General features: G+C 59.6%; 21 protein-coding genes and 6 pseudogenes. 25 read left to right on the forward strand and 2 right to left on the reverse strand.

What is annotated here, in order from left to right:
* The 21 genes and pseudogenes from AAAK34_RS05780 to tatC all read left to right on the forward strand — a co-directional run bounded on the left by AAAK34_RS05780 (window position 1) and on the right by tatC (window position 16354).
* Entirely contained in the window at window positions 1-567 is a 567-nt protein-coding gene (locus AAAK34_RS05780) for a hypothetical protein (protein WP_431777832.1), read from the forward strand.
* A gap of 158 nt (window positions 568-725) precedes the next feature.
* Window positions 726-1687, forward strand: a pseudogene (locus AAAK34_RS05785) (ABC transporter ATP-binding protein).
* A gap of 92 nt (window positions 1688-1779) precedes the next feature.
* On the forward strand, window positions 1780-2520 hold the full coding sequence (locus tag AAAK34_RS05790) for an ABC transporter permease (RefSeq protein WP_231693812.1): 741 nt from the start codon (window positions 1780-1782) through the stop codon (window positions 2518-2520).
* A 104-nt stretch (window positions 2521-2624) separates the two neighbouring features.
* Complete coding sequence (locus AAAK34_RS05795; RefSeq protein ID WP_231693640.1) at window positions 2625-2864, forward strand: BolA family protein; 240 nt, start codon at window positions 2625-2627, stop codon at window positions 2862-2864.
* A gap of 4 nt (window positions 2865-2868) precedes the next feature.
* The gene (gene murA, locus AAAK34_RS05800; RefSeq protein ID WP_231693639.1) at window positions 2869-4176 is read left to right on the forward strand and encodes a UDP-N-acetylglucosamine 1-carboxyvinyltransferase; all 1308 of its coding nucleotides are present in this window, start codon (window positions 2869-2871) and stop codon (window positions 4174-4176) included.
* A complete protein-coding gene (hisG, locus tag AAAK34_RS05805; RefSeq protein WP_231693638.1) occupies window positions 4173-4823 on the forward strand; it encodes an ATP phosphoribosyltransferase in 651 nt (216 codons plus the stop codon). Before murA ends, hisG begins: the two co-directional genes overlap by 4 nt.
* A 14-nt stretch (window positions 4824-4837) precedes the next feature.
* A pseudogene (gene hisD, locus AAAK34_RS05810) lies at window positions 4838-6161 on the forward strand (histidinol dehydrogenase).
* A 14-nt stretch (window positions 6162-6175) separates the two neighbouring features.
* Window positions 6176-7291 (forward strand): histidinol-phosphate transaminase, encoded by a 1116-nt coding sequence (hisC, locus tag AAAK34_RS05815; RefSeq protein ID WP_231693636.1) that lies wholly within the window; start codon window positions 6176-6178, stop codon window positions 7289-7291.
* Window positions 7288-7884, forward strand: a complete 597-nt coding sequence (hisB, locus tag AAAK34_RS05820; protein ID WP_231693635.1) for an imidazoleglycerol-phosphate dehydratase HisB — start codon at window positions 7288-7290, stop codon at window positions 7882-7884. The genes hisC and hisB overlap by 4 nt, the downstream gene beginning before the upstream one ends.
* A gap of 157 nt (window positions 7885-8041) precedes the next feature.
* Window positions 8042-8713 carry an imidazole glycerol phosphate synthase subunit HisH gene (hisH, locus tag AAAK34_RS05825; protein WP_231693811.1) on the forward strand — a complete coding sequence of 224 codons (672 nt, stop codon included), beginning with the start codon at window positions 8042-8044 and terminating at the stop codon, window positions 8711-8713.
* Between the two features lie 91 nt (window positions 8714-8804).
* Window positions 8805-9545 (forward strand): 1-(5-phosphoribosyl)-5-[(5-phosphoribosylamino)methylideneamino]imidazole-4-carboxamide isomerase, encoded by a 741-nt coding sequence (gene hisA / locus AAAK34_RS05830; RefSeq protein ID WP_231693634.1) that lies wholly within the window; start codon window positions 8805-8807, stop codon window positions 9543-9545.
* Window positions 9546-9591: 46 nt separating this feature from the next.
* Window positions 9592-10371 carry an imidazole glycerol phosphate synthase subunit HisF gene (gene hisF, locus AAAK34_RS05835; RefSeq protein ID WP_231693633.1) on the forward strand — a complete coding sequence of 260 codons (780 nt, stop codon included), beginning with the start codon at window positions 9592-9594 and terminating at the stop codon, window positions 10369-10371.
* Window positions 10372-10485: 114 nt separating this feature from the next.
* Entirely contained in the window at window positions 10486-11814 is a 1329-nt protein-coding gene (gene gdhA / locus AAAK34_RS05840; RefSeq protein ID WP_431778002.1) for an NADP-specific glutamate dehydrogenase, read from the forward strand.
* A 35-nt stretch (window positions 11815-11849) separates the two neighbouring features.
* Window positions 11850-12239, forward strand: coding sequence for a phosphoribosyl-AMP cyclohydrolase (gene hisI, locus AAAK34_RS05845; RefSeq protein ID WP_231693631.1), 390 nt, complete (start codon window positions 11850-11852; stop codon window positions 12237-12239).
* Window positions 12240-12246: 7 nt separating this feature from the next.
* Window positions 12247-12658: pseudogene (locus AAAK34_RS05850) on the forward strand (phosphoribosyl-ATP diphosphatase).
* A complete protein-coding gene (locus AAAK34_RS05855) occupies window positions 12655-13047 on the forward strand; it encodes a DUF4870 family protein (RefSeq protein WP_231693629.1) in 393 nt (130 codons plus the stop codon). The pseudogene AAAK34_RS05850 and the gene AAAK34_RS05855 overlap by 4 nt, the downstream one beginning before the upstream one ends.
* Window positions 13040-14091, forward strand: a pseudogene (locus tag AAAK34_RS05860) (patatin-like phospholipase family protein). The gene AAAK34_RS05855 and the pseudogene AAAK34_RS05860 overlap by 8 nt, the downstream one beginning before the upstream one ends.
* An 8-nt stretch (window positions 14092-14099) precedes the next feature.
* Window positions 14100-14462 carry a histidine triad nucleotide-binding protein gene (locus AAAK34_RS05865; RefSeq protein WP_231693627.1) on the forward strand — a complete coding sequence of 121 codons (363 nt, stop codon included), beginning with the start codon at window positions 14100-14102 and terminating at the stop codon, window positions 14460-14462.
* Window positions 14463-14686: 224 nt separating this feature from the next.
* Window positions 14687-14922: pseudogene (gene tatA / locus AAAK34_RS05870) on the forward strand (Sec-independent protein translocase subunit TatA).
* An 84-nt stretch (window positions 14923-15006) separates the two neighbouring features.
* Window positions 15007-15489, forward strand: coding sequence for a Sec-independent protein translocase protein TatB (tatB, locus tag AAAK34_RS05875; RefSeq protein ID WP_431777833.1), 483 nt, complete (start codon window positions 15007-15009; stop codon window positions 15487-15489).
* Between the two features lie 58 nt (window positions 15490-15547).
* Window positions 15548-16354: a twin-arginine translocase subunit TatC gene (tatC, locus tag AAAK34_RS05880; protein WP_231693624.1), complete on the forward strand. Its 807-nt coding sequence runs from the start codon at window positions 15548-15550 to the stop codon at window positions 16352-16354.
* A gap of 238 nt (window positions 16355-16592) precedes the next feature.
* On the opposite strand, the gene AAAK34_RS05885 is transcribed toward tatC, so the two are convergent.
* On the reverse strand, window positions 16593-17735 hold the full coding sequence (locus AAAK34_RS05885) for a trypsin-like peptidase domain-containing protein (RefSeq protein WP_231693623.1): 1143 nt from the start codon (window positions 17733-17735) through the stop codon (window positions 16593-16595).
* Window positions 17736-17934: 199 nt separating this feature from the next.
* Between AAAK34_RS05885 and AAAK34_RS05890 the strand changes: the two genes are divergently transcribed.
* Both AAAK34_RS05890 and pdxA read left to right on the forward strand, forming a co-directional pair.
* Window positions 17935-18699 carry a Nif3-like dinuclear metal center hexameric protein gene (locus AAAK34_RS05890; RefSeq protein WP_231693622.1) on the forward strand — a complete coding sequence of 255 codons (765 nt, stop codon included), beginning with the start codon at window positions 17935-17937 and terminating at the stop codon, window positions 18697-18699.
* Between the two features lie 16 nt (window positions 18700-18715).
* Window positions 18716-19785, forward strand: a pseudogene (gene pdxA, locus AAAK34_RS05895) (4-hydroxythreonine-4-phosphate dehydrogenase PdxA).
* Window positions 19786-19818: 33 nt separating this feature from the next.
* Here the strand turns inward: pdxA and mscL are convergent.
* Window positions 19819-20244: a large conductance mechanosensitive channel protein MscL gene (gene mscL / locus AAAK34_RS05900; protein WP_431777834.1), complete on the reverse strand. Its 426-nt coding sequence runs from the start codon at window positions 20242-20244 to the stop codon at window positions 19819-19821.
* A 211-nt stretch (window positions 20245-20455) separates the two neighbouring features.
* Between mscL and petA the strand changes: the two genes are divergently transcribed.
* Window positions 20456-21073: a ubiquinol-cytochrome c reductase iron-sulfur subunit gene (petA, locus tag AAAK34_RS05905; protein ID WP_231693619.1), complete on the forward strand. Its 618-nt coding sequence runs from the start codon at window positions 20456-20458 to the stop codon at window positions 21071-21073.
* 24 nt (window positions 21074-21097) lie between these two features.
* Window positions 21098-22543, forward strand: coding sequence for a cytochrome b (locus AAAK34_RS05910; RefSeq protein WP_231693618.1), 1446 nt, complete (start codon window positions 21098-21100; stop codon window positions 22541-22543).
* Window positions 22544-22555 lie beyond the last annotated feature (12 nt).

Genomic DNA, 22555 nt, shown 5'->3' on the forward strand with positions numbered 1-22555 from the left:
GTGCTGAATGAATGGAGCGGTCAGGGGTGGGCTCCCCTTTATCAGGGTGCTTCCCTCTACCGGTACCGGAGCGACGGTTGGTGGTGGAGCGACAACGGCGACTTGCCCAGCTTCCGATTCAACGAAGTCTCGGGCATTGATGGGGCGAGGGGCGCCTACCGTTACAGATACCTGATGCGGCGTATGGCCCCAGGTGCCGGATTCGAGCGGGTGACCATGCCGATCGCCCAGCAACTGCAACCTCGTTCCGCACTGCCCGCTGCATGGCAATCCCGTATGAAATCCAGGTGGGTTTTGGCAAACGAATCACCAGATTCCGTTGTCTGGGTAACGACCGATAATCCTCAGGTTAGCATCGACAGCCTGCCGGATCTTCCGGGCTACATCCTTTATGGTGGAAGCGACATGGGGTACCAGCTATTGACCCCGCTGGCCAATGACCGAGGCGGTCCATCGGTCAAGGTGCCGGTCAATCACGGTCGCGATCTCAACGAGATCTTCCTCACCACTGAAAATGGGGTGCAGGTATTGAAGTCAAGTGGAATGGTTTTTGCCCGTGCAGGTTGAACTGGCACTCCCGAGGCGCTGAGCTGCTGAGGCGCTGAGGCGCCTTGCCCTCATGCTGTTTTTGGGGGCCTGCATTTGCAAAGGCTGCATAGTTTCCGGCCATTAAGGCGGCAGACTGCGCGTTAAGCCCCGAGCACGTAAAATGAGGGGTTAAGCTTATGCCAGCCATCTCCATTCAGTCGGTCTCCAAGGTTTACGGAACCTCCGGACGCCCCGGCTCTACCCCCTCAAAGCCCTCGACAACGTCAGCTTCGACATTGAAGAGGGTGAATTCTTTGGCCTGCTCGGTCCCAACGGCGCCGGCAAGACCACCTTGATCTCCATTTTGGCCGGTCTCGCGCAGGCCACGAGTGGCAGCATCAAGGTGCACGGCTTCGACGTGCGGAACGATTTTGTGCAGGCGCGCCGCCACCTTGGCGTCGTGCCGCAGGAATTGGTGTTCGATCCGTTTTTTACCGTGCGCGAGGCGCTGGTATTCCAGTCGGGCTACTTCGGCTTGTACAGCAATGACGCATGGATCGACGAACTCCTTGAAGGTCTGGGGCTTTCCGACAAAGCCAAGGCCAACATGCGCCAGCTCTCGGGCGGCATGAAGCGCCGCGTCCTGGTGGCACAGGCGTTGGTGCACAAGCCGCCGGTCATTGTGCTCGACGAACCCACTGCCGGAGTCGACGTGGAGTTGCGCCAGACGCTGTGGCAGTTTGTCGCGCAGCTCAACAAGCGCGGGCACACCGTGCTGCTTACCACGCATTACCTGGAAGAAGCCGAGGCGCTTTGTTCCCGTCTTGCCATGCTCAAAAAAGGGCGTGTGGTGGCTCTGGAGAAGACCAGCACACTGCTGAACAATGCCACCGCGAACGTGCTGCATTTCAAGACCGACTCCGCTCTTCCTGAGTCGCTGGCCCCGCTGGCACGTGTTACGGGCAGGATTGTGGAACTGCCCGCCAACGGACCAGAAGAAATAGAGCGCCACTTGGTGGCGCTGCGCCAGGCCGGCGTGAAGGCCGAAGATGTCGAGATCCGCAAGGCCGACCTGGAAGATGTGTTCATTCAACTGATGAACGCGCCAACTGAGGTCGGCATCACTGAAGCTGGCCTCGCCGAGGCCGCCACCGTATGACCGATACCGCCATTGCCCTGAAAGCCTCCGCCGATTCCACCGTAGGTACCAGTCATCTGCATGCCTTGCCGGCGGCCAACGACGGCTGGAAAATGCTGCTCAAGAAGGAAGTCCTGCGCTTTTGGCGAGTGGCCATGCAGACCATTGCCGCGCCGGTACTCACTTCGGTGCTTTACCTGATGATCTTCGGCCACGTACTGAGCGACCGTGTGCAGGTCTACCCAGGCGTGAGCTACGTGGCTTTCCTGGTGCCGGGCCTGGTCATGATGAGCATGCTGCAAAACGCGTTTGCGAACAGTGCTTCCAGCTTGGTTCAAAGCAAGATCATGGGCAACCTGGTCTTTGTCCTGCTGACACCCCTGGGAGCAGCGCACTGGTTCATCGCCTATGTGGGGGCTGCCATCTTGCGTGGCCTTTCGGTGGGCGTGGGCGTCTATCTGATCACGCTTTTCTATGCGCCGGCGCAGGCCGCCGCGCCAGGCTGGATTATTGTTTTCGCGCTGTTGGGTTCGGCATTAATGGGGGTGCTGGGTGTACTGGCAGGCCTATGGGCCGACAAATTCGACCAAATGGCCGTATTCCAGAACTTCATCGTTATGCCCATGACCTTCCTGGCAGGGGTGTTTTACTCTATCCACTCGCTGCCGGGTGTGTGGCAGCAAGTCAGCCATTTCAATCCATTTTTCTACATGATTGACGGCTTTCGCTATGGCTTTTTCGGCGTGAGCGACGTGTCCCCCTGGCTTAGTCTGGCGGTAGCTGGTGGCAGCTGTCTGGCGGTGTCGCTGCTGACGCTTCATTTGCTCAAGATCGGATACAAATTAAGAGGTTAAGAGGTTGAACGTCGGGCGCCAAATCTTCTGGCGCGCAGCCTCCTGTGGTTAGCGGCCACGTACCATCATCTTTAGACCGGCGTTTTCAAGCCACACCTGAGAACATGACTGCGGAAGAACTCCAATCCCTAATCGCCGCCGGCTTGCCGTGCGAACATATCAGCGTCGAGGGCGATGGTCGCCACTGGTTTGCCACGATCGTCTCTGCTGACTTCGAGGGCATGCGCCCCATTGCGCGTCATCAGAGGGTGTATGCCACGCTCGGCGAGCGCATGAAAACTGACGAAGTGCATGCTCTGTCAATGAAGACCTTCACGCCCACTGAATACGCAAAGAATCAATGACGGTATGGACAAACTCCTGATCCGCGGAGGCCGCCCCCTTCAGGGCGAGGTCTTGATTTCCGGCGCCAAGAATGCCGCGCTGCCCGAGATGTGCGCTGCTCTGTTGACCAACGAGCCTGTCACGCTGCTGAACGTGCCGCGTCTGCAAGATGTGCGCACCATGCGCAAGCTGCTGGACAACATGGGATGCGTCACGGAAACGCACGGCGATCGGGGTGGTATGAGCTTCCGTGCCCCTGACTCGATCAACCCTGAAGCGCCCTATGAGTTGGTCAAGACCATGCGCGCCTCGGTGCTGGCACTTGGGCCCCTGTTGGCGCGTTTCGGTCGGGCCAAGGTGTCGCTGCCAGGAGGCTGCGCCATCGGCTCGCGGCCGGTAGACCAGCACATCAAGGGTTTGCAGGCCATGGGTGCCGAGATCGATGTGGAGCATGGCTATATGCTGGCCCGCCTTCCGCCAGGTCGTACCCGGTTGAAAGGCGCGCGCATCGCCACCGACATGATCACGGTCACCGGTACTGAAAACTTCCTCATGGCCGCCGCGTTGGCCGAGGGCGAAACCATTCTTGAGAACGCAGCTCAGGAGCCTGAGATCAGCGATCTGGCCGAAATGCTCATCAAGATGGGTGCCCGCATTGAGGGGCACGGAAGCAGCCGCATCCGTATCGAAGGTGTCGAGCGGCTCCATGGCTGCACGCATGAGGTGGTGGCCGATCGCATCGAAGCGGGAACGTTCCTGTGTGCGGTGGCTGCCACAGGAGGCGACGTCATGCTGCGTCACGCCTGCGCCCACCACCTGGACGCCGTGATCGAAAAGCTCCGTGAAGCTGGCGCAGAGGTAGAGGCTTTGGGTGGGCCTGACTGCGAGGGTGGTCCCAAGGCGCATGCCATCCACGTACGCAGCCTGGGTGCGCGAGCAATGCAGGCGCAGAGCTTCCGTACCAGCGAGTACCCCGCCTTCCCCACCGATATGCAGGCCCAGTTCATGGCCCTCAATTGCGTGGCCAAAGGCTCCAGCATGGTCACTGAGACCATTTTTGAGAACCGATTCATGCACGTGAACGAGCTGACGCGGCTGGGAGCGGCCATTCACGTGGACGGCCGTGTTGCCATGATCGACGGCGTTCAGAAGCTGTCTGGCGCGACTGTCATGGCGACCGATCTGCGCGCCTCGGCCAGTCTGGTGATCGCCGGCCTCGTGGCCGAAGGTGAAACGCTCATCGACCGCATCTACCACCTCGACCGTGGCTACGACCAGATGGAAGAGAAGCTGCGTGGCATCGGGGCGGATATCGAGAGGATCAAATCATGATTACCCTTGCGCTCTCCAAGGGCCGCATCTTCGATGAAACACTTCCACTGCTGGCCGCGGCCGGCATCGAGGTCCTTGAGGACCCTGAGAAGTCCAGAAAACTTATCCTGCCTACCAACCAGGAAGACGTGCGTGTGGTGCTGGTGCGCGCCACCGACGTGCCCACCTATGTCGAATACGGTGGTGCGGATCTGGGGGTCACTGGCAAGGACGTCTTGATCGAACACGGCGGTGCCGGCTTGTTTCAGCCACTTGACCTGCGGATCGCCGAGTGCCACATGGCCGTGGCCGCTCCGGCCGGTTTTGACTACGCGCGCGCCATTCGTCAGGGCAGTCGCATCACAGTGGCCACCAAGTACACTGCCATTGCGCGCAATTTCTTTGCCGAAAAGGGTGTCCACGTCGATCTCATCAAGCTGTACGGCAGCATGGAGCTGGCCCCGCTCACCGGCATGGCCGATGCTATCGTCGATCTGGTCAGCACCGGCAAGACGCTCAAGGCCAACAACCTGGTGGAGGTCGAGCACATCATGGACATCAGCTCACGCTTGGTGGTGAACCAGGCCGCGCTGAAGCTCAAGACCGAAGCGATTCGCCGCATTATTGATGCGTTCGCGGCAGCCGTTGGCCAGCCCGCGGCTGCCTGAAGGAGCTTAAAGACATGACACTGACCGCCGCACCTGCCATGCTGTCCACCGCCAGCCCGGATTTTGAACAAAAATTCACTGCCCGCCTGCATTGGAGCGCCGAACAGGATGCCGCCATCGAGGAGCGCGTGAAGGACATTCTGGCCGATGTGCGTACGCGCGGCGATGCAGCTGTGCTCGAATACACAGCCCGCTTTGATGGACTTTCGGTCAGTGACATGTCCGCACTGGAATTGACGGCGGAAGAGTTGAAGGCTGCGTTCGAAGGAATTCCTGCTGAACAGCGCGAAGCCCTGGAGTCCGCTGCCGCACGCATTCGCCGTTACCACGAATGGCAGAAAACCCAGGGCGGTGAAACGGCTACCTACCGAGACGAAGACGGCACCCTGCTGGGCCAGAAGATCACGCCACTGGACCGCGTGGGCATCTACGTACCTGGCGGCAAGGCGGCCTACCCGAGCAGCCTCCTGATGAACGCCCTTCCCGCACACGTGGCGGGGGTAGGGGAGATTGTGATGGTGGTGCCTACGCCGAGGGGGAGAAAAACCCCCTGGTGCTGGCGGCCGCCCATGTGGCGGGTGTCACCCGTGCGTTTACCATTGGTGGTGCGCAGGCTGTGGCAGCGCTCGCCTATGGCACGGCCACGGTGCCGAAGGTCGACAAAATCACCGGCCCTGGCAACGCTTACGTGGCCAGCGCCAAGAAGCACGTGTTCGGCACGGTCGGCATCGACATGATCGCCGGTCCTAGCGAAATTCTGGTACTGGCTGACGGCAGCACGCCGCCTGACTGGGTGGCCATGGATCTTTTTCCCAGGCCGAGCATGACGAACTTGCACAGAGCATTCTGCTGTGCCCCGACGCCGCCTACATCGCCGCCGTGCAGCGCGAGATCGACCGTCTGCTGCCCGAAATGCCGCGTGCCGAGATCATCGCCAAGAGCCTGTCTGGCCGCGGCGCCTTGATCCACACCCGCAGCATGGAAGAGGCTTGCGACATCAGCAACCGCATTGCGCCGGAGCACCTCGAGGTGAGCAGCCAGGATCCGCACCGTTGGGAGCCGCTGCTCAAGCATGCAGGGGCTATTTTTCTGGGTGCCTACACCAGCGAGTCACTGGGCGACTACTGTGCCGGCCCCAATCACGTGCTTCCCACGAGTGGAACGGCGCGGTTTTCCTCGCCACTTTCCGTGTATGACTTCCAGAAGCGCAGCAGCCTGATTGAAGTGAGCGAACAGGGCGCGCAGAACATCGGCCGAATCGCTCGCGTGCTGGCATTCGGCGAGGGCCTGCAAGCACACGCTCGCGCAGCCGAGATGCGACTGAAGCCACAGGGCTGACTTCCGAACAGATCATGAATACTGAAATTTCTCGTCCAGACCCACTTTCCCGCATCCGTCAGGATGTCCAAGGCATGCACGCCTACGCGGTCCAGGATTCGGCAGGCATGCTGAAGATGGATGCCATGGAGAACTCGCACCGACTCTCGGCTGAGCTGCGCGCCGAACTGGGCAGGCGCCTGGGCGAGGTGGCAATCAACCGCTACCCTGGCGATCGGATCGACGAACTGAAGCGCGCGCTCGCGCAGTATGCCGATTTGCCCCAGGGCTGGTCGCTGATGCTGGGCAACGGATCAGACGAGCTCATCAGCCTGCTGTCCATGGCCTGCGACATGCCGGGTGCGAAACAGCCGGCCACCATAGTGGCGCCGCTGCCAGGGTTCGTGATGTACGGCATGAGCGCGCAGTTTCAAGGTCTTGCTTTCCAGGGTGTGTCGCTCAAGGCCGACTTTGAACTGGACGAAACGGCCATGCTCTCGGCCCTGGAGCAGCATCGCCCCGCTATTTTGTATCTGGCCTATCCCAACAACCCCACTGGAACGCTGTGGAACCAGGCCGTGATTGAGCGCCTGATTGATGCACAGGGCGCGCAAGGTGGCCTCGTTGTCATGGATGAGGCCTATCAGCCCTTCGCTGCCCGCAGCTGGATTGAATCGGTGCGCGCCGAGCCAGAGCGGCATTCGCACGTGCTTGTGATGCGCACGCTCAGCAAATTTGGCCTCGCCGGGGTGCGAATTGGTTACCTCATTGGGCCCGCACGTCTCGTCGAACAGATCGACAAGCTGCGCCCGCCTTACAACGTCAGCGTGTTGAATGCCGAGTGCGCCCTGTTTGCGCTTGAGCATGAGGGCGTGTTCGCCGCTCAAGCCGCCGACATCCGGGCGCAGCGGGAAAAAATCCGCCTCATGCTTAACGCCATGCCTGGGGTTCACGCCTATCCCAGTGAAGCCAACATGCTGCTGGTGCGCGTACCTGACGCTGCCAAAGCCTTCGCGGGCATGAAGGCGCGCCACGTGCTGGTGAAGAACGTTTCTACAATGCATTCATTGCTGGCCAACTGCCTGCGTTTGACCGTCGGCTCCGAGAGCGAGAACGAACAGATGCTGGCTGCGCTGCAAGCCTCCCTATGACTACTCCTCGTACCGCTGAAATCTCGCGCGACACTGCCGAGACCAAGATCAAAGTCCGCCTCAATCTGGACGGCACGGGCCAGTCCAGCCTGTCCACCGGCATCGGCTTTTTCGACCACATGCTCGATCAGATTGCCCGTCACGGCTTGGTCGACCTCGATGTGCAATGCGAAGGAGATCTGCACATCGACGGTCACCATACTGTGGAAGACGTCGGCATCGCCATTGGTCAGGCCGTCAAGCTGGCCGTGGGCGACAAGCGGGGCATCACCCGCTACGGACATAGCTATGTGCCCCTGGATGAGGCTCTTTCACGCGTAGTGATCGATTTTTCAGGCCGTCCGGGCCTGATCACCGACGTCCGATTCACCAGCGGCATGATCGGCACCTTCGACACCCAGTTGCTGCATGAGTTCTTCCAGGGGTTTGTCAATCATGCGTTCGTCACGCTGCATATTGACAACCTCAAGGGCGTCAATGCGCACCACCAAGCCGAAACCATTTTCAAGGCTTTCGGCAGAGCGCTGCGCATGGCACTCACCCCGGATCCGCGAGCCGAAGGGCAGATTCCTTCCACCAAAGGAACGCTGTAGCTCCCGCTGAGGTTGAGGTTCATTCAACCTCCAGGGGAGCTGTGCTAGTTAAGACGGTGGTGAGGGTTCGAAATGCACCAAAGCAATGCAATCCTCATCATTTGATAAAAAACGAATAAAATCAGCCCCCCGCGCTTTTGTTGAAGCGCAAGTAGCTATGAATTCTGTAGTAAATCAGACTGTCGCCGTCATCGATTACGGTATGGGAAACCTGCGCTCAGTGGCGCAGGCGGTTATCCATGCCACGACCGATACACACGTGAACGCCGTCATTACCTCCGACCCGCAAACAGTCCGCAACGCTCACCGCGTCGTGCTGCCTGGCCAGGGGGCCATGGCCGATTGCATGCGCGAACTGCGCCAATCGGGCCTGCTCGAGCCGGTGCTGGAGGCTGCGGCCACCAAACCGCTCTTCGGTGTTTGCGTGGGCATGCAGATGCTGCTCGATCACAGTGAAGAGGGTCATACCTCTGAGGGTACGCCTGGGCTCGGCCTCATTCCCGGAGAAGTGGTCAAGTTCAATCTGGCTGGCTGCACAGCTCCGGATGGTAGCCGTTACAAAGTGCCCCAAATGGGCTGGAACAATGTCATGCAAGTGCAGCCTCACCCCGTGTGGGCTGGCGTGCCTGACGGTAGCTGGTTCTATTTTGTCCACAGCTTCTATGCTTGCCCGACCGATGCGCGCCACAGTGTGGGCGAATCTGATTATGGCGGCCGCTTTACCGCTGCCGTTGCACGGGATAATATTTTCGCTACCCAGTTTCACCCAGAAAAAAGCGCCGCGCAAGGCTTGGCTCTCTATCGTAATTTTCTGCATTGGAATCCCTGAGATGACACTCCGTAACGCTCGCCGTGCGGCGTGAACCCGGGCACTATCTCCTGAAGACCATTTCAGATGTTCAACGTTTAACCCCTATCACATGCTTCTGATTCCCGCCATCGACCTCAAGGACGGCCAATGTGTACGCCTCAAGCAGGGCGACATGGACCAAGCCACCGTGTTCAGCGAAGACCCTGCCGCTATGGCGGCACACTGGCTAGAGCGCGGAGCTCGGCGGCTGCATCTGGTCGATCTGAATGGCGCCTTCGCCGGCAAGCCTCAGAATCTGAGTGTGATCAAGTCGATCTTGCGCGAAGTGGGAGACGACATCCCTGTGCAGCTCGGTGGCGGCATCCGCGACCTCGATACCATCGAGCGCTACATTGATGCGGGCCTTTCCTACGTCATCATCGGTACGGCGGCCGTGAAAAACCCAGGCTTCCTCAAAGACGCCTGCAGCGCCTTTGGCGGCCACATCATCGTCGGCCTCGATGCCAAGGACGGAAAGGTCGCGACCGACGGCTGGAGCAAGCTCACTGGCCATGAAGTCACTGATCTGGCCAAGAAATTCCAGGATTGGGGTGTGGAAAGCATCATCTACACCGACATCGGCCGCGACGGGATGCTGAGCGGTATCAATATCGACGCCACGGTGGCGCTCGCGCAGGCGCTGAGCATTCCGGTCATCGCCTCGGGCGGTCTCTCCAACATGGCCGACATCGAGGCCTTGTGCGCGGTCGAGAGCGAGGGGGTCGAAGGCGTCATCTGCGGTCGGGCCATCTATAGCGGCGATCTCGATTTTGCTGCCGCTCAATCGCGTGCCGACGAGTTGACCGACTGAAGCAGTCACGCGGTCCGTTTTCAACACCTCATCTGATCTGAATCGCATGCTCGCCAAACGCATCATTCCTTGTTTGGACGTCACTGGCGGCCGCGTGGTGAAGGGCGTCAACTTCGTTGAGTTACGTGACGCCGGCGACCCCGTCGAAATTGCAGCCCGCTACAACGAGCAGGGCGCCGACGAACTGACATTTCTGGACATTACCGCCACCAGTGACGGGCGCGATCTCATTCTGCACATCATCGAGGCGGTGGCCTCGCAGGTGTTCATTCCGCTCACCGTAGGTGGCGGTGTGCGTACCGTGGAGGACGTGCGGCGGCTGTTGAATGCGGGCGCAGACAAGACCAGCTTCAACTCGGCCGCCATCGCCAACCCCCAGGTCATCCGAGACGCATCCGCCAAGTACGGCGCCCAGTGCATTGTGGTCGCCATAGACGCCAAGCGGCGTCAGGGCGACGACGCACTTGCGCGCGGACCGGGCTGGGACGTATACAGCCACGGCGGCCGCCAGAACACCGGCCTCGATGCCGTGGCGTGGGCACGCCAAATGGCCGAATACGGCGCCGGCGAAATCCTGCTCACCAGCATGGACCGTGACGGCACCAAAGCTGGTTTCGATCTGGAGTTGACCCGCGCCGTGGCGGATGCAGTTCCGGTTCCCGTCATTGCCTCGGGCGGCGTGGGTACACTTGACGACCTGGCAGACGGTATTCAGATTGGCGGAGCCGACGCGGTGCTGGCGGCCAGCATCTTCCACTATGGCGAATATACGGTGGCCCAGGCCAAAGCACGCATGGCCGAGCGAGGCATCACCGTGCGTCCCTGAAAGGGCGCTTGTACGACCATTCAGGCCGGCACGCTCATGGCGGAAATGCCCGCCGAAGTTCTATAGACATATCGCAAGCGCAAACCTAGGAGAAACATTTTGACGACAGCCAGCATGCAGGAATTTCTGGATTCAGTGACCAGGCGTGATCCGCATCAGCCCGAGTTTCTGCAAGCCGTGAAAGAAGTGGTGGTCAGCCTCTGGCCTTTCCTGGAGAAGCATCCGCGTTATCGCGAATACGGCGTGCTGGAGCGTCTGGTTGAACCTGACCGCGTGATCCAGTTTCGTGTCAGCTGGGTGGATGACCAGGGCCAGACGCAGGTCAACCGCGCATTTCGTGTGCAGCACAGCATGGCCATTGGCCCCTATAAGGGCGGCATGCGTTTTCACCCCTCGGTCAATTTGTCGATTCTGAAATTCCTGGGCTTCGAGCAGACCTTCAAGAACGCACTGACCACACTCCCCATGGGCGGTGGTAAAGGTGGCTCTGATTTCGATCCCAAGGGTAAGAGCGACGGCGAAGTCATGCGCTTTTGCCAGGCGCTCATGACCGAGCTGTATCGCCATCTCGGCGCCGACACAGACGTCCCGGCTGGCGATATTGGCGTGGGCGCGCGGGAAGTCGGCTTCATGGCCGGCATGATGAAGAAACTCGCCAACAATTCCAGCAGCGTTTTCACCGGCAAGGGAATCGCCTTTGGTGGAAGCCTGATGCGACCCGAGGCCACAGGCTACGGCACGGTCTACTTTGCACAGGAAATGCTGCGCCGCAAGCAGATGGGCTTTGAAGGCCGCAGCGTGAGCATTTCGGGCTCGGGCAACGTGGCTCAGTACGCCGCCGACAAGGCCATGGAACTCGGCGCCAAGGTCATCACGCTCTCAGATTCTGACGGCACCATGGTCTACGACGCTGGCCTCACGGTGGGCATGCTCGAGGACCTGATGGAGTGGAAGAACGTGCAGCGCGGCCGCTTGAAGGACTTCTGCAAGCAGCACAAGATCAAGTTCGAATCGGGCAAGCGCCCATGGCACGTGCCGGTCGATATTGCGCTGCCTTGCGCCACGCAAAACGAACTCAACGGCGCCGATGCCAAGCACCTGATCGCCAATGGCGTAGTCTGCGTGGCTGAGGGAGCCAACATGCCCAGCACCCTGGAAGCAGTTGACCATTTCCTGGAAGCCGGCACGCTGTATGCTCCAGGCAAGGCGAGCAATGCAGGTGGCGTGGCCACGTCGGGCCTTGAGATGAGCCAGAACGCCATGCGCCTGTCCTGGTCGCACAGCGAAGTGGATCTGCGTCTGCACGAGATCATGAAGGATATTCACGGCAACTGCGTCCGCTACGGCGAGCGCAGCGACGGTAGTGTCAACTACGTCGAAGGCGCCAACGTGGCTGGCTTCGTCAAAATCGCTGACGCCATGCTGGCGCAAGGCGTTCTCTGATCGTCTTTAAACCTGCAAGGAGGCCGGTGCACGTCATGAACTGGATCGATGAGATTCGCTGGGATGCACAGGGCCTCGTGCCGGTGATCGCGCAGGAGCAATCTACGGGGGACGTCTTGATGTTCGCCTGGATGAACCGCGAGGCCCTGGCCAAGACCGCCGAAACCGGTCGAGCCGTCTACTACAGTCGTTCGCGCGGCAAGCTATGGGCCAAGGGCGAGGAGTCGGGCCATGTGCAAACTGTGCACGAAATGCGCCTGGATTGCGACAACGACGTGGTGCTGCTCAAGGTGACGCAGCTCGGTCACGAGCCGGGAATTGCCTGCCACACTGGGCGCCACAGCTGCTTCTTCCAGAAATACCAGAACGGGGCGTGGGTCAGCGTCGAGCCGGTCTTGAAAGATCCGGCTTCCATCTACAGATAGAGTAACGATGTCCCACGACGCCTCTGAACAAACCACCCAAGCCGCTGAGGGCGTTTTGGCGCGCTTGGCGGCCATAATCGACAGCCGCAAGCCTTCAGCGGGCGGTGACGCCTCGGCCAGTTATGTGGCCCGCTTGCTGGCCAAAGGGCCTGATGCTTTCCTGAAAAAAATCGGCGAGGAGGCCACCGAGGTCGTTATGGCTGCCAAAGACGCGGATCATGGCGGCGATCGATCCAAGGTGGTCTATGAAGTGGCCGATCTGTGGTTCCACTCCATGATCGCGCTGTCACACTACGGCTTATCGCCCGCCGACGTGGTGGCCGAGCTCGCCCGCCGAGAGGGTGTCAGTGGCATTGAGGAGAAGCGCTTTGCGTAAAGCCGTCGCGCGCGATGCCAGCGAGAAAGGACCGCAGCCATGAGTAACGACATCATCGACGTTGAAGACACCAACGCGGCGCGCAACCAGTCGCTCAAGACTTGGGGCGCAGTGAGCTACATCCTGCACCTGATCGTGGCTATCGCCGCTATCGTTCCTGGTGCGCAGGTCAGTATTGCGCTGCTGCTCATCGCGCTGATCATGGACTTGGTCAAGAAAGAAGATGCCACAGGTACCTGGCACGAAAGCCACTTCAAATGGCGCATCAACTCGGTCTTGTGGGCCGGTGTGCTGTACTTGGTCACTTCGCCCCTGTTCCTGCTGTTTTACCTACCCGGTGCACTTGCCTGGTTGATCATTTCGGTATGGTTCCTCTACCGCATCATCAAGGGCATGGTGCGCATGAACTCGAACCAGGGTGTGAATGCCTGATCGCCGCGCGGAAGGTTCCGTACCCACGCCGGAGGCCCAACCAGTAACAGCCGTTCCTTCCAAGGCAGTCAATCTGGCGCTGCAGGGAGGCGGCTCTCATGGTGCCTTTACCTGGGGTGTGCTCGATGCGCTCCTGGAAGATGGTCGCCTCGAATTCGAGGGGGTCAGCGGCACCAGCGCCGGCGCCATGAATGCCGTAGTACTCGCTCATGCGCTTGCCAAGGCGCGGCAGGCAGGTCATGCGGGGCAGGAGTCGCGCGAAGCTGCCCGCAAGGCACTTTCCCGCTTCTGGGACGGTGTGGGGCTGATGGGTACCTTCATGGCTGGAATGCCGTTGCCCGCGGCACAGGCTATGGCCAGCATGTTCATGCAATGGTTTTCCCCTCCCAGGTCAATCCACTCGGTCTGAACCCGCTGCGCAAGCTGCTTGAGCGTGAGATCGATTTCGATCTGCTTGCCAGCCAAAGTGAGATCAAGGTCTTCGTGGCGGCCACCAACGTGCGCACCGGCCGAGGTGAAATATTCAGCGGAGCACGACTGTCGGCGGATGTGGTCATGGCGTCAGCTTGCCTGCCAACGCTGTTTCAGGCCGTCCAGATCGAAGGTGAATATTACTGGGACGGTGGTTATTCCGGTAATCCCGCGATTTACCCGTTGATCTATGAAACCAAATCCAGCGACGTGATACTGGTGCAGATCAATCCCATCGAATCTGCGTACACGCCCGGGGCCAGTGCGCAGGAGATCATGGAGCGTGTCAACGAGATCACCTTCAATGCTCCGCTGCTGGCTGAAATCCGCGCTATCGAGTTCGTGCGGCGTCTCCTCGCAGAAGGTCGGATCGATCCAGGGCGCTACAAAGACGTGCATCTGCATTGCGTGGATGGCGGCGCCGCGCTCGCTGAATTCGGTGCCACGTCCAAGTCACGTGCTGATGCCGCGTTTCTCCGACGCCTCTTCGAATTGGGGCGAACCACCGGCCAGCACTGGCTTGATGCACACTTCCGCGATGTCGGGGTACGATCGAGCGCAGAGCACTCTTAATCTACCGCATGACCCACCACGACCCGAACTGCATTTTCTGCAAGATCATCGCCGGCCAGATCCCCTCCAGGAAAGTCTACGAGGACGAAGAGCTATACGCTTTTCACGACATCTCTCCCTGGGCGCCGATTCATTTCATGATCGTGCCCAAGGCGCATATTCCCTCCCTGGCGCAAGCCGGGCCGGAGCATGAAGCCTTGCTCGGCCGTATCATGAGTCTGGCCCCGAAGCTGGCCCTGGAGCAGGGCTGCCGTCCGTACCCCGAAGGCGGCTTCCGCGTCGTGGTCAACACTGGAACTGATGGCGGGCAGGAAGTCCATCACCTTCACGTTCATGTGATGGGCGGTCCCCGGCCGTGGTTGCGCGGGTAGAGGAATGAAGCGCCCCCCGAGTCGTCTTCGGCGCCTTCGCCACTTTTTTCTGTGTAAAGAGTCAACACCAGTGGCCGGCCAGCTCCGTCTACGGTGTTCAACTCAGGGCCAGATCACAGGGCGGGTGGTACTCAACGAAGGCAATATGTGGCGCAAATTACCCTTGGGGAACCCCTAAGACACTGCGCCCGTCTAAAATCTATTAATTCGCAAGGAGAATTGCTATGGGTTCGTTTTCCATCTGGCATTGGCTGATCGTTCTGCTGATTGTGGTCATGATTTTTGGCACCAAGAAGCTGAAGAACATGGGTACTGACCTGGGGGGGCCGTCAAAGGCTTCAAAGACGGTATGAAGGACGGGGCGTCTGAGGCTGATCAGGCAAAGGCCGCAGCTGGTCAAGTGACCAACGCAGCAGCTGAAAAGACCACCATCGACGTGCAAGCCAAGGAAAAGAGCTGATCGTTCCTTGGTTTCCGGTATGGAGCAGCTTGAGTTGAATTCGCTCGTTGCTCAGTACTGAACGCTGAACGTTCAAATTTCCCTATGCTCGACCTTGGCATTTCCAAGATGGCGCTCATTGGCGTGGTGGCGTTGATCGTCATCGGCCCAGAGAAGCTGCCCCGCGTGGCGCGGACTGTTGGCACCTTGCTGGGCAAGGCGCAGCGCTATGTCGCTGACGTCAAATCCGAGGTCAATCGCGCCATGGACCTGGACGAGCTCAAGAAGATGAAGGAAACGGTGGAGGAGGCTGGCCGCGAGGTCGAAAAAAGCATCCATACCACCCAGTCCGAAGTTGAAAAAGAGTGGTCCAGCGTGACCTCCGGCCTGACTGATGGTGAAAACTCCACTGCAAGCACCAGTGCCTGGGAGCCACCACCGCCCGAGTACAAGCATCCAGACAAGAACTGGCGCCTCAAGCGCGGTTCTACGCCTCAGTGGTACAAAGTTCGCCAAGGCGTGCGCAGGCAAGTGCAATCAGGGGCAGCGCGCGTGGCGCGTTACAGGCCCAAGAAAAATGACACATGAGGGACGATGGCGCCCTCGCCAGTGGCGAAGCCATCAACTCTCATAGATTCCCAATACGATGTCCACCCCCAAGCCCGATCCTGAAGACGAACTCGCCGGCACAGAGCAACCTTTCGTCTCGCACCTCATGGAGCTGCGCGACCGACTCGTCAAGGCGTTGCTGGCCATCGGGGTAGTGGCTGGCGTGCTGGCACTCTACCCGGGTCCTGGGCAGCTCTACGATCTGCTGGCCTCACCGCTTATTGCGCATTTGCCTGAAGGCGCCACCATGATCGCCACGTCGGTCATATCGCCGTTCATGGTGCCCCTGAAAATCCTTCTGATGGCGGCCTTCCTGATTGCACTTCCCGTGGTGCTTTATCAGGTCTGGGCGTTTGTCGCCCCGGGGCTTTATTCGCACGAGAAGAAAATGGTACTGCCACTGGTCGTTTCCAGTACGCTGCTGTTCTTTACTGGCGTGGCGTTCTGTTACTTCTTCGTGTTCGGCAAGGTGTTTGCGTTCATTCAGCAGTTTGCGCCCAAGAGCATCACGGCCGCACCAGATATCGAGGCCTATCTGAGCTTTGTCATGACCATGTTCCTGGCCTTCGGTCTTGCATTCGAGGTACCGATTGCCGTGGTCGTGCTGGCTCGCCTGGGTGTGGTCACCATCGCGCAGCTAAGGCAGTTTCGGGGTTACTTTATCGTGCTGGCCTTCGTGATTGCTGCCATCGTCACGCCGCCCGATGTGGTTTCCCAACTGGCTTTGGCCATTCCCATGTGCCTGCTGTATGAGGTTGGCATCTGGGCCGCGCAGCTATTCATCAAGCATACCAAGGCCCCAGAAGACGAAGAAGGCGACAAGACCGAAGTCGCCAAGCCTTAGAGCCTTAGAGCTTCCCAGGGTCCTTTCGGCGCCCGGCGTTCCGGAAAGAAACAAAGAGGGTTTGCTTGTAGGAGCGGCTTCAGCCGCGATGGGTTTCCTTCGGAGCACAAGTCGCCATTGATGACGGCGACCCTTCGCGGCTGAAGCCTCTCCTACAAAAGCAGGAATGTTGGACGCTGTTTGGGACTTTCAAAGTTTTGTTTCCCATGAGCCTTAGAGCCCTGGCTCTTCGTTCATGTCAACGCACTGGCTGCTGACGTGGCCTTGGGCGTTGAACAGGGGTAACGCTGGCCTGAACCTCCTCGCCGCGCCGCTGCAGCGTGAATGCCGAAGGCTCACCGGGCGGCAGGGCAGCAATGCGTGAAAGCAACTCGGAAACGGTCCGCACCGGCTTTTCGTTCACCTGGGTAATCACATCGCCCGGCCTGATGCCTGCTTGCGAGGCCGGGCCACCATTCAGCACCCCAGTCACAATAACGCCTTGCTGCACGTTTGCGCCAAAGGTCTGAGCCAACTCAGGCGTCAGTTCGCCTGGCTCGACGCCTATCCAGCCTCGCACCACCTGCCCGTTCTTGACGATGCTCTCCATTACCTGTTTGGCGGTGGAAACGGGAATGGCAAAACCGATGCCCATACTGCCGCCGGAGCGTGAATAGATGGCCGTATTGATGCCCATGAGGTTGCCGTCTATGTCAACCAGCGCGCCGCCGGAGTTGCCAGGGTTGATGGCTGCGTCGGTCTGGATGAAATTCTCGAAGGTATTGATGCCCAGTTGGTTTCGCCCTAGCGCGCTGACGATGCCGCTGGTCACGGTCTGGCCCACCCCAAAGGGGTTGCCAATAGCCAGTACCCTGTCACCCACCTGGACGTGGTCTGAGCTACCCAGCACGATCACAGGAAGTTTGTCCAGGTCGATCTTCAGCACCGCCAGATCTGATTCAGGGTCGGTGCCGATGACTGCGGCAGGCGCACGGCGGGCGTCGGTCAGCACCACCTCGATTTCATCGGCGCCCTCAACCACATGATTGTTGGTCAGCACATACCCCTGGGGGCTCATGATGACGCCGGAACCCAGTCCGGTTTGCTGCTGCTCGCCCTGATCGCCAAAGAAGAATCGGAACCACGGGTCATTGGCAGCAGGGTGCCGAGATGTCTTGCTGGTGTTAATGCTGACCACCGCAGGCGCAGCACGTTTTACGGCCGCGCTGAAGCTACCCACCGCCGTGGTCCCAAGCTCCGGAACAGGTGCCTCAAAAATGGAAACGGTGCCCAGACTGCTGGTGGCCTGCCCAAGCCACTGGGGCTTAAGTGTACCCACGACAAAATAAGCGGCCAGCAGCACGGTGACCACTTGGGCGAACAGGAACCAGAGGCGTTTCATGAAAAAAGCTTTCGTCAGGGTAGCGATGCGTATCCCAAATTGTAGGCTGTGGACAACTTCTGCAGCGCACTTCTGTGCCACATTCAGAATGCAGGGCTCTGCGCCGTTATCGCCGACAATTCGTGAACGAGGGCCCAAGGGCGGCCTCCTGGCTTGGTCTACCTTATCTGTGCAGCTCTCGCGCCAAGAAAAACTGAACATGAACACTATCGATCGTGCCGCGCTGCTGGCGGCCTGCAATGCAGAACTGCAACCAGAGCGCTTCAAGGATTACGGACCAAACGGCCTGCAGGTGGAGGGCCGCTCGCGCATCGGTAAGCTGGTTTCGGGTGTAACGGCCAGCCGTGCGCTGATAGAGGCCGCCATCTCCGCGCAAGCCGACGCCATTTTTGTGCACCATGGCCTTTTCTGGCGGGGGCAGGACGGCACCCTGACTGGCTGGCTGAAAGAACGCGTCCGCCTGCTCATGGCGCATGACATCAACCTTCTTGCCTACCATCTTCCGCTCGACGCGCATCCAACGCTGGGCAACAACGCACAGCTTGGCCGGGTGCTCGGCCTGGAAGCTACTGCGCGTTTTGGCGACCAGGATCTCGGCTTCCTCGGCCAACGGATCAGTGGCGAAAGTTTCGCCGATGCCGACGTGCTGGCCTGGCAACTCGAGCACGCACTGAAACGGCCTGTGGTCCATATCAGTCCCAAGCGCACCCCTATTGAGCGCGTAGCATGGTGCACGGGCGGCGCACAGGGGTTTTTCGAGGCTGCCATCGCCGCAGGCGCACAGGCATACATCACCGGCGAAATTTCCGAACCGCAGGCACACCTGGCGCGAGAATGTGGTGTTGCCTACTTTGCCTGTGGTCATCACGCCACTGAACGATATGGTGCTCCCGCACTAGCCGAACATGTGGCGGCGCAACTGGGTATCGAGCACGAGTTCATAGAGATCGACAACCCCGCATAACATTCCGAGGCACCGGTTGGCTCACTTCAACTCCAATTCCAACTCACGCAGGCCCCTGGCCATTACCCTGGGCGACCCCTCCGGCATAGGCCCTGAGATCATCGTCAAGGCCTTCCGCGATGCTCCCGAGCTCACAGCCGGCTGCTTCGTTGCAGGTGATGTTCCCGCGCTACGTCGTGCCGCTGAGATCATTCAGGGGCCGGGCGGGGTTCCTATGCCCGTGGTGGTCATCGAATCAATGGCGGAGGTGGGGCAGGTTCCCCCTCACTGCATTCCTGTACTTCAGGTCGTCAATTCTGTCCCCCTGGCGCCCATCGGCCAGGTGAGTGAGGCAGGTGGAAAAATGGCGGGCGATTGCGTTTTCTGGGCTGCGCGCGCCGCCCTCAGGGGGAAGTTGCCGCAGTGGTCACAGCGCCTTTGCACAAGGAGGCGCTTTCTGCCGCAGGTGAGCCCTATAGCAATTTCCCTGGCCATACCGAGCTCCTTCAAGCCGAGGCCGCTACTCATCTGTGCAAGCCGCCCGACGAAGTACCCGTGCGCATGATGCTGGCGAACGATGAGTTGCGCACTGTGCTGGTGAGCATTCACGTTTCACTGCGTGAAGCCATTGAGAGGGTAACTATTCGTAATATTTTGCAGACCCTGCGCATAACGCACGAATCTGTCGGCCGCGCGCTACAGCGTTCACCCCGAATCGGCGTCGCGGGGCTTAATCCTCACGCAGGAGAGGGCGGATTGTTCGGCCGTGAAGAGATCGAAATCATTGCGCCTGCCGTGGCCGCAGCCCGCGCCGAAGGCATTGACGCCCACGGTCCGTTCGCGCCCGACACCGTGTTCATGCGCGCCCGCTCCACACCTGGGCGAGCGGGCGAGTTCGATGTGGTGGTGGCCATGTACCACGACCAAGGTTTGATACCGGTGAAATACCTTGGGGTAGAGCAGGGTGTCAACGTGACCTTGGGTCTACCCTTCGTTCGCACCAGCCCTGACCATGGCACCGCTTTCGACATTGCCGGCACCGGTCAGGCCGATGCCTCCAGCCTTCTTGCGGCCCTCCGCATGGCTCGCAACCTGGCACCGCAGTAGTGCTCGACAGCGGCCAGGACCGTCAAAGGTGGTTCAGCGCTTCAGGCTGTCGCGAATTTCGCGCAGCAGTTGAACCTCTTCAGGGGGCGGTGCGGGAGGGGCTTCCACAGCGGGCGTGGCGTCACTCTTCTTCAGGCGGTTGATCTGCTTGACCATCATGAAGATGATGAATGCCAAGATGGCGAAATTCACCAGAATCGTTATGAAATTGCCATAGGCGAACACAGCGCCGGCCTTCTTGGCTTCTTCCAGAGCCAGGCCTGAAGCCTGACCAGCCAGAGGAAGGTAGTAGTTGGAAAAATCGAGTCCGCCGATCAATCTCCCGACGACCGGCATGATCAGATCGCCCACTATCGAATCCACAATCTTGCTGAAAGCGGCCCCGATGATGACGCCCACTGCCAGATCAACGGCGTTGCCCTTGACCGCGAACTCTTTGAATTCCGACATCATTCCCATAATTGTCCTCCCGTGAAAAGTTTCTCAAGGAGTCAAGTATTGCCGTGCGCCGATACTTGTCAACCCCAGCGAAGACGCTGAACGCGACACTCTTTGAAGGCCGCCAAAAGCTGCTTTCTTGGGCATGCACTTGGCGTGCGGCGATAGAGGGCTGTTTCGCTCCGCTACAATCTCGCGTTGACCCTCACAAGAACATACCCATAGGACAGCCATGAGTGACGCTCCGGCCAATACCTTCACCCCCGCTCCACTAGACGCCAGCAAGCGCACTTGGTTGATCGCCTCGGGGTGTGCTGGCGCCGTAGGTGCAGGTTTCGCCGCCGTACCCTTTGTCGCCAGCATTACACCTTCGGAAAAAGCCAAGGCAGCTGGTGCCCCGGTCGAGGTGGACATCGCAGCCCTCAAACCCGGCGAGAAAATGACCGTCGAATGGCGCGGCAAGCCCGTCTGGATTCTGCGTCGCACGCCGGAGATGCTTGCCACGCTAAAGAAGTCCGATTCTGAGGTGGCAGATCCCAACTCATTGCGCACAGCATTCCCCACGCCGGAATACGCCAGAAACGAATGGCGCTCCATCAAGGAAGAATTCCTTGTCGTGGTGGGCATCTGTACCCATCTGGGCTGTTCGCCTGTCGACCGGCTGCAACCTGGCCCGCAGCCTTCGCTGCCCGACAACTGGGAAGGCGGCTTCTTCTGCCCCTGCCACGGCTCCACCTTCGACCTGGCTGGCCGTGTATTCAAGAATAAACCGGCGCCGGACAACCTCGAGGTGCCTCCCTACAAGTTCCTGTCTGACGCCAAAATGCTCATTGGCGACGACAAGGCTTGAACAAGATTGAAGTAGAGGCGGGACATGGCTGAGTTCAAGGAAATTTCTCCCAACGCGCCCCTGGGCGCCAAAGTGGGCAACTGGTTTAACAACCGTTTTCCGACCCTGTTTGCGGAATACCGCAAACACATGTCGGAATATTACGCACCGAAGAATTTCAACTTCTGGTATTTCTTCGGTTCCCTGGCAATGCTGGTGCTGGTTATCCAGATCGTTACCGGCATCTTCCTGGTCATGCATTACAAGCCCGACGCCGCAAAAGCGTTCGAGTCGGTCGAGTACATCATGCGCGACGTCCCATGGGGCTGGTTGATCCGCTACATGCACTCCACAGGTGCGTCGGCATTCTTTGTCGTCGTATATCTGCACATGTTCCGCGGTCTCATGTATGGCAGCTATCGCAAGCCACGTGAGCTGGTGTGGATCTTCGGTTGCGCCATCTTCCTGTGCCTGATGGCTGAAGCCTTCATGGGCTACCTTCTGCCCTGGGGCCAGATGTCCTACTGGGGCGCACAGGTGATCGTGAACCTGTTCTCCGCCGTGCCGTTCATCGGTCCTGACCTGGCTCTGCTGATCCGCGGCGACTTCGTCGTCGGCGACGCTACGCTGAACCGCTTCTTCAGCTTCCACGTCATTGCTGTGCCGCTGGTTCTGATCGGCTTGGTTGTGGCCCACTTGCTGGCGCTGCACGACGTGGGTTCCAACAACCCAGACGGCATCGAGATCAAAGCCGGCCCCAAAGGCAACCGCTGGTCGCCAGACGCTCCCACAGATGGCGTACCCTTTCATCCGTACTACACGGTGCACGACATTGTCGGCGTCAGCGTCTTCCTGATGATCTTCTTCGGTATCGTGTTCTTCGCGCCGGAGATGGGTGGCTACTTCCTCGAGTACAACAACTTCATTCCCGCAGATCCGCTGGTCACCCCCGCGCACATCGCACCGGTCTGGTATTTCACGCCGTTCTATTCCATGCTGCGCGCCACCACCGACCTCATGGTCAATGTGCTGTGCATCATCATTGCCCTGGGTGCGGTGCTTGGCTTCCTCAAGTGCAAGTGCGCTACGGTACTGAAAATTGGCATGGCGGTAGCTGCTCTGGTGGCCATCGCCCTGCTCAAGACCTTCGACGCCAAGTTTTGGGGCGTGGTCGTCATGGGCGGCGCCGTCATCATCCTGTTTGCCCTGCCTTGGCTTGATCGCAGCCCTGCGCGCTCCATCCGCTACCGCCCAGATTGGCACAAGTGGCTCTACGCAGTGTTTGTGGTGTGGTTCATTGTTCTCATGATCCTGGGCATCATGGTTCCTGGTCCCATCTTCAGCACGCCTGCGCTCGCCTGGATGACCAACGAACTGGTGGCCATGATCGGCACGCTCTTCTACTTCGGCTTCTTCCTGCTCATGCCATGGTGGAGTCAGCTCGGCGAACCGAAACCGGTGCCCGACCGCGTGACCTTCACCCCGCACTGAAAGCCGCTGGAG

This window comes from Ottowia caeni (assembly GCF_050821495.1).
GTDB lineage: Bacteria > Pseudomonadota > Gammaproteobacteria > Burkholderiales > Burkholderiaceae_C > Ottowia > Ottowia caeni.